General features: G+C 75.9%; 6 protein-coding genes. 4 read left to right on the top strand and 2 right to left on the bottom strand.

Features of this window, described 5'->3' with window-relative positions:
* The coding region (locus tag ABZS66_RS42730) for a hypothetical protein (RefSeq protein ID WP_354768209.1) at positions 1-1,414 on the top strand (1,414 nt) is incomplete at its 5' end.
* On the opposite strand, the gene ABZS66_RS42725 is transcribed toward ABZS66_RS42730, so the two are convergent.
* Complete coding sequence (locus ABZS66_RS42725) at positions 1,356-2,468, bottom strand: serine hydrolase domain-containing protein (RefSeq protein ID WP_354768207.1); 1,113 nt, start codon at positions 2,466-2,468, stop codon at positions 1,356-1,358. The genes ABZS66_RS42730 and ABZS66_RS42725 overlap by 59 nt on opposite strands.
* A gap of 88 nt (positions 2,469-2,556) precedes the next feature.
* Here ABZS66_RS42725 and ABZS66_RS42720 point away from each other — a divergent pair, with 88 nt between their 5' ends.
* Both ABZS66_RS42720 and ABZS66_RS42715 read left to right on the top strand, forming a co-directional pair.
* Complete coding sequence (locus tag ABZS66_RS42720) at positions 2,557-3,741, top strand: histidine kinase (RefSeq protein WP_354768205.1); 1,185 nt, start codon at positions 2,557-2,559, stop codon at positions 3,739-3,741.
* On the top strand, positions 3,729-4,373 hold the full coding sequence (locus tag ABZS66_RS42715; protein ID WP_354768203.1) for a response regulator transcription factor: 645 nt from the start codon (positions 3,729-3,731) through the stop codon (positions 4,371-4,373). Before ABZS66_RS42720 ends, ABZS66_RS42715 begins: the two co-directional genes overlap by 13 nt.
* On the opposite strand, the gene ABZS66_RS42710 is transcribed toward ABZS66_RS42715, so the two are convergent.
* Positions 4,351-5,742, bottom strand: coding sequence for an MDR family MFS transporter (locus ABZS66_RS42710; RefSeq protein WP_354768201.1), 1,392 nt, complete (start codon positions 5,740-5,742; stop codon positions 4,351-4,353). The two genes, ABZS66_RS42715 and ABZS66_RS42710, sit on opposite strands and share 23 nt — an antisense overlap.
* 68 nt (positions 5,743-5,810) lie before the next feature.
* On the opposite strand from ABZS66_RS42710, the gene ABZS66_RS42705 reads away from it, so the two are divergent.
* On the top strand, positions 5,811-6,398 hold the full coding sequence (locus tag ABZS66_RS42705) for a TetR/AcrR family transcriptional regulator (RefSeq protein WP_354768199.1): 588 nt from the start codon (positions 5,811-5,813) through the stop codon (positions 6,396-6,398).
* The last annotated feature ends 287 nt before the right edge of the window (positions 6,399-6,685 follow it).

Raw genomic sequence — 6,685 nt, 5'->3', positions numbered from 1 at the left:
GGCCACCGCCCGGGCCGCCGGGCAGGCGCGGGCGCTGCACGGCCACGAGGAGGCGGTCCGGCTGCTCGCCGCCGCCCGGGTCGCCCAGGCCCAGGACGGCGCGTGCACCGCGAGCGACCGCTACGACCTGCTCATGACCCACGCCGACGCCTGCGAGTGGGTCGGCGACCGCGAGGGCCAGCTGGAGGCGATCGACCTGGCCTGCGCGGCCGCGACCGAGCTCGACGACGTCGAGCGGCTGGCCCGCGCCGCGGTCCGCACCCCGGACGGCTCGATGTGGCCGGTGCGCGACCTCGACATCGTGCACGCGCCGGCCGTCGCGGCGCTGCGCCGGGCCCTGCGCGAGCTGCCCGCGGCCGACGGCGAGCTGCGCTGCCGGGCCCTGCTGACCCTCGCCGGCGAGCTGCACTACGCCGACGCGCCCCTCGAACGCGACGCGCTCGCCGACGAGGGCCTGGCGATGGCCCGCCGGCTCGGCGACCCCGACCTGCTCGTGTGGGCCGCCGGGACCGCGTTCACCGCCGTGTGGCTGGCCGACAACGCGGAGCGGCGCTGGCACCACATCGAGGAGGCGATCCGGCTCGCGCGCCTCGACGAGCCGGTGCCGGGCGAGCCGCCGGCCCGCCAGGCCGACCGCACCCGCCTGCTCACGTACCGCGCCATCGCCGCGCAGGAGACCGGCCGCATCGAGCGGATGTGGGCCGACCTGGCGGTGGCCCGCGCCGAGGCCGAGCGGCTGCGGCTGGCGTTCCCGCTGCTCGTCGTCGGCACCATGGACGGGCCGTGGCTGGCCATGCGCGGCCGGTTCGCCGAGGCCGAGACCCGGGTCGCCGAGCTGCTCACCACCGCGGCGACGACCCTGCTGCCGACCCGGGGCTTCTTCGAGAGCGCCACCGCGTTCATGCGCATCTGGCAGGGCCGGGCCGCCGAGCTGCTGCCGGTGATCCGGCCGGTGTACGAGGCCCAGCCGACCGTCTCGGCGGCGATGTACCTGCTGGTGCTGCTGCACGCCGGCCACCTGGACGAGGCCGCCGAGGTCAACGAGCGCCGCCCGGAGCACCCGGCGTCGTGGGCGCTGCCGTTCGACCTCTCGGTGGCGGCCTACGCGGCGTTCGCGCTGTCCCGCCCCGACCAGGGTGCCGAGGTGTACCGCCGGCTCGCCCCGCTGGCCGGCCGGACCGCCTCGGCGGGCTCCGGCGCGCCGATCGGCCCGGTGGACGCCTACCTGGCGCTGGCGGCGTCGGCCGCCGGCGAGCCGGAACTGGCCCGCCGGCACGCCGCCGACGCCGCCGCCCTCGTCGAGGCGTGGGACATCCCGGTCTTCGGCGCGTGGTTCGACCGGGTCGGTGGACCGATCAGCGGTCACACAGTGCGTGCTCGACCAGCCGGTCGGCCGCGTGCTGCTGCCGGATGAAGTCCGCTGCGCTGCCGCCGAGCACGCTGCTCGCCGACACGACGACCGAGCGCCGCCCGCCGGGGGTCACACCCGTGTCGGTCACGTAGCCGGACCCGCCGCCCGGGTGACCGTAGTACACGCCGCCGCACGGCAGCGGCCGCACGAACAGGCCCAGCCCGTACCGGGCGCCCGGCATGATCTCCTCCAGCCCGCCCTCGACCGGCACCGTGCGGGTCATCTCGGCGAGCTGCGCCGGGCGCAGCAGCCGCCCGCCGAGCAGCGCGCGGAAGAACCGGTTCAGGTCGGCCGTGGTCGACACGATCGCCGCCTCCGGGTCGGCGACCACCTGCTCGGTGACGTCGACGAGCACGCCGTCGTAGGGCTGGTAGCCGCGGGCGTGCGGGCCCGGCACGGACGGGTCGCTGCCCGGCCAGCTCGTCGCGGTCATCCCGAGCGGCCGGACGATGCGGTCGCGGACCTCGTCGTACCACGGGCGACCGGTGACCCGCTCGATGATGAGGTCGACGAGGACATACCCGATGCTGCTGTACTGCCAGGCCGCCCCCGGCGCGAAGTCCGGCGCGTGCCGCATCGACCGGGCGACGAGGTCCGCCGGCGAATACACGTCGTAGCGGTGGGCGTAGTAGTCCGCCGCCGAGACGAAGTCGGGGAAGTCGTCGTGCAGGCCGCCGGTGTGCTGGAGCAGCTGCCGGACGGTGATCCGCGACCCGTCGTTGCCGTTGCCCTGCACAACTCCCGGCAGCCAGCGCTCCACGGTGTCGTCGAGGGACAGCCGCCCCTCCCCCACCAGCTGCAGGGTGACCGTGGCGACGAGGGTTTTGGCGGTACTGGCGATGCGGAAACGGCCGTCAGCGGGTACCGGGCGGCCGCTGGTCAGGTCGGCGACCCCGCTGGTCGCGACCCGCTCGCCGCCGGGCGTGACCGCCCGGGCCTGCACACCGGTGATCCCGAGCCGCTGCATGGCGTCGGCGTCCCGCTGCAGCTGGTGCGCCGGCGCGGGTCCCGCGACGGCCGCCAGCACCAGCACGAGGTGGATGAATGGGTTCGTCATGGCGACGACCGTAGGACGGCGGGCGGGGCGCGGCCCATACAGCTGGCTGTAGTGCTCCGGCCGGGCCGCTGGGGTAGAGATGGACCCGATGAGAACGCTGTGGTACCTCCTGGTCGCCGGCGCGGCCGGTGTGGTGACGCTGGTGGCGCTGCCGCTGCTGCTCCTGCCGCCGCTGGGCGTTCCGTGGGCGGCCGGCCACCGCCGCCGCGCCGCCGCGCTGCTGTCCGGCCGGCCCGCGGCCGCTCCGGTGGCCGGCCGATCGGCGGCTGGTCGGTCTGCGGCCTCTTTGGCGGCCGGTCGGTCCGCGGTCGCGTCGGTGTCCGGCTGGGTGTGCCTGCGGTGGCTGCCGGTCGCCGCGGTCGCCGGGGCGGTGACGGCCGCGGCGGTCGTGCTGTGCCTCGGCAACGTGGTGTTCGGGGCCGTGGTCGCGGTGGCGTGGTGGGCGTTCGCGGAGCCGCCGCGGCTGTTCGCCGAGGTGCCGGTGACCGGCTGGGGCACGGCGGCCGGGCTCGGGCTGCTGCAGGTCGCGCTGCTCGCCGCCGTGGTCCGATGGGGCTTCCCACCCCTGGCGGCTGGCCACGCCCGGCTCACCCTGGCCCTGCTCGCGCCGTCCTCCGCCGAGCGGATCGAGGAGCTCACCCGCACCCGGGCCGAGGTGCTCGACGCCCACGCGGCCGAGCTGCGCCGCATCGAGCGGGACCTGCACGACGGCACGCAGGCCCGGCTGGTCGCGATCGCGATGCGGCTGGCGGTCGCGAGGGACGTCCTGCCGCGCGACACCGCGGCGGTCGAGCGGCTGCTGCGGGAGGCGCACGAGGGGACGGAGGAGGCGATGGCGGAGCTGCGGGCGGTGATCCGCACGACGTACCCGCCGATCCTCGCCGACCGCGGCCTCCCCGGCGCCCTGGCGACCGTGGCCGACCGGGCCGGGGTACCGGTGACGCTCGACATCGGCGAGCTCGGGCGGGTGCCGGCGGCGGTGGAGGCGGTCGCGTACTTCGCCGTCACCGAGGCCCTCACCAACGTGGCGAAGCACAGCCACGCCACCCACGCCACGGTCCGCCTCCGCCGGGAGGGCGTCCTGCTGTCGGTGGAGATCGCGGACAACGGCCGCGGCGGCGCCGAGGTGACCGCCGGCGCGGGCCCGGGCGGGGGTGGGACCGGGCTGGCGGGGGTCCTCCGGCGGGTCGCCGCCCTCGACGGGACGCTCGCCGTCACCAGCCCGGCGGGTGGGCCGACGCGAGTGCTGGTGGAGGTGCCGTGCGCGTGGTGATCGCCGAGGACAACGTGCTGTTGTCCGGCGGGCTCGAACTGCTGCTGCAAACCCGGGGGGTCGACGTCGCTGCGGTGGTGGCCGACGGGGCGGCGTTCCTGGGCGCCGTCGAGGAGTACCGGCCCGATGTGTCCATCGTGGACGTCCGCCTGCCGCCCGGGTTCCGCGACGAGGGGATCCGGGCGGCGCTGGAGGCCCGGCGGCGGCATCCTGGGCTGCCGGTGCTGGTGCTGTCGCAGTACGTCGAGCCGGCCTACGCCGCCGAGCTGCTCGACGGTGCCCGGGGCGGGATCGGGTACCTGCTCAAGGACCGGGTGAGCCGCATCGACGGGTTCGTCGACGCGCTCACCCGGGTCGCCGCCGGCGGGACCGCGCTGGACCCGGAGGTCGTGGCCCGGCTGATGGCCCGCGACACCGTCTCGGTGCTGACCGCGCGGGAGCGGGAGGTGCTCGCGCTCATGGCCGAGGGCGCCGACAACGCCGCGATCGCGGCCCGGCTGTTCGTCACCGACAACGCGGTGCACAAGCACGTCGGGAACATCTTCGCCAAGCTGGGCCTGACCGAGCCCGGCGCCGGCCACCGCCGCGTCCTCGCCGTCCTGGCCTGGCTCAACGGCCGCCCGCCGGACTGAGCTCCCTGCCGGCCGGGGCGAGCGGTTGCGCCTGGCGGGCGGGCAGCAGTACCGACAGCACCATCGCGACGGCCGTGAACGTGACCGCCCACCAGAACGCGGTGCCGAACGAGGTGCCGTGGAGCACGACCGCCAGCAGGGCCACGCCGAACGAGCCGCCGAGTTGCTGCGCGATCCGCGTGATGATGCTGGCGTGGGGCACCTCGTCGCGGCCGAGGCCGACGAACGCGGCGCTCATGAGGGGGATGATGACCGCGCCGAGGCCCACGCCGCGTACCAGGAGCGCTGCCGCGAGCGGCCGGGCGCTCGTGTCCGTGGTCGCGTACGCGAAGGGCACCGTGGACAGGCCGACCACCGCGAAGCCGGCGACGCAGACCCAGCGCGGGCCGAGGCGGTCGGTGAGGCGGCCGGCGAGCGAGCGGCTCAGCAGGATGCCGACGCCCTGCGGCACCAGCATCAGGCCGGCCTCGAGCGCGTCGGCGCCGCGGGCCTGCTGCCAGTACAACGGGAGCAGCAGCATCGCGCCGTAGAGCGCGGCACCGGACAGGAACAGCAGCGCCGAGGACGCGGCGAGCGGGCCGTGCCGCAGCAGCCGGACGTCCACCAGGGCCCGCTCGCCGCGGCGCAGGGCCCGCACCACGAACCCGGCCAGCAGCGCGGCGCCCGCGAGCACCGGCGCGAGCACGTCGGCCCGGCCGAAGCCGCCGTGGTCACCGGCGTTCGACAGGCCGTAGAGGATCGCGACGACGCCCGGGCCGACGAGGGCCAGGCCGAGGCCGTCGAGCGGGCCGGGGCGGGCGGCCGGCTCGTCGCGCGGCAGCAGCCACACCGCGAGCACCGCGCCGACCACGCAGAACGGGACGTTGACCCAGAACAGCCAGGGCCAGTCGAGCCGGTCCAGGATGAGGCCGCCGAGGACCGGGCCGAGGATGGGGCCGGCGACGGCCGGCAGGCCGATCACCCCCATCAGCCGGCCGAGGGCCTGGCCGCGGGCCGCCTGCATCACGAGGGTCGTCATGAGCGGCAGCATGATCCCGCCGGCGACGCCCTGCACCGCGCGGAACGCGATGAGGCTCGGGGCGCTCCAGGCCAGGCTGCACAGCACCGAGCCGGTCAGGAACAGGCCGAGCGCGCCCAGCCAGAGCCGCTTGCCGCCGACGACCCGCTGGGCCCAGCCGGCGATCGGGATGGTGACGAACATCGCCAGCAGGTAGGCCGTGCTCACCCACTGGATGGTGGGCACGGAGGCGTGCAGGTCGACGGCGAGGTCCTCCAGCGCCACGCCGACGATCGTCGTGTCGAAGACGACGGCGAGCGCACCGGCGACGACAGCGGTCGCCGTGCGGGTCACGACGGGGTCGAGTTTCATGGCCGATCCTTAAGATGCAGTCACGTATCTTATTTGGCCACCGTAGCCGCGCCGGATAAGATACGCAAGTGAGTCTTAAGGAGCCGGGCCGGCGGCGGCGCGGGCAGGAGCTGGAGGACGCGCTGCTCGACGCCGCGTGGGACGAGCTCAACGAGCACGGCTACGCCGGCTTCACGATCGACGGGGTCGCCGCGCGGGCCGGGACGAGCCGGCCGGTGGTGTACCGCCGCTGGCCCACCCGCCAGGAGCTCGTCCGCGCCGCGATCGGCCGGGCGCTGCTGCGCGACCGGCCCGCGGTGCCCGACACCGGCAGCCTGCGCGGCGACCTGGTCGCGCTGCTGCGGTACGCCAACGAGCACCGGGTCAGGTTCGCCGCGGTCGCCAGCGTGCACCTCGCCGGCTACTACCAGGAGACCGGCACGACCCTCGCCGACCTGCGCGACGCGTTCATCGGCCCGGGCACGGCGGTCGAGGTGATCCTGCGCCGGGCGGTCGAGCGCGGGGAGGCCGACCCGGCGAGGCTCATACCGCGGATCGCGAGCCTGCCGTTCGACCTGTTCCGGCACCACCTGCTCATGACGTTCCGGCCGCTGCCGGACGAGGCGATCGAGGAGATCGTCGACCAGATCTTCCTGCCGCTGGTCCGGCCGGCCTGAGACGTTCTTTCATCGGTGTACTGCAGGCGCCACCCACGAGGGCGGAACCCACGCCAGGAAGGACCCAGCCCAACTTCATCGGCGCCGGCACGGGCACCCCGCCCCGCCCGGCCATCTCCGTCCCGGTAACGCGGCGCCGAGGCTTGCCGCCCTTTCGACCGACGGGAGCCGCGGGTGGCGACCGCGGGTCCAGGGGCCGCCGCGCTGGGGAGTGGTGCGGCGGCCCCGCCACCCCACGAGCAGCGGTGTAGCACTCACCGGCCCACCCGCAGCCGAGCAGAGGCGGC

Source organism: Dactylosporangium sp. NPDC005572, assembly GCF_040605515.1.
Classification (GTDB): Bacteria; Actinomycetota; Actinomycetes; order Mycobacteriales; family Micromonosporaceae; genus Dactylosporangium.
The sequence above is the reverse complement of the archived record's forward strand: the minus strand, read 5'-3'. Positions and strand labels throughout refer to the sequence as shown.

Bases quoted from the DNA above. Each gene is read 5' to 3' on its own strand.
- ABZS66_RS42725 (WP_354768207.1), bottom strand. From the start codon at position 2,468: ATGACGAACCCATTCATCCACCTCGTGCTGGTGCTGGCGGCCGTCGCG.
- ABZS66_RS42720 (WP_354768205.1), top strand. From the start codon at position 2,557: ATGAGAACGCTGTGGTACCTCCTGGTCGCCGGCGCGGCCGGTGTGGTG.
- ABZS66_RS42710 (WP_354768201.1), bottom strand. From the start codon at position 5,742: ATGAAACTCGACCCCGTCGTGACCCGCACGGCGACCGCTGTCGTCGCC.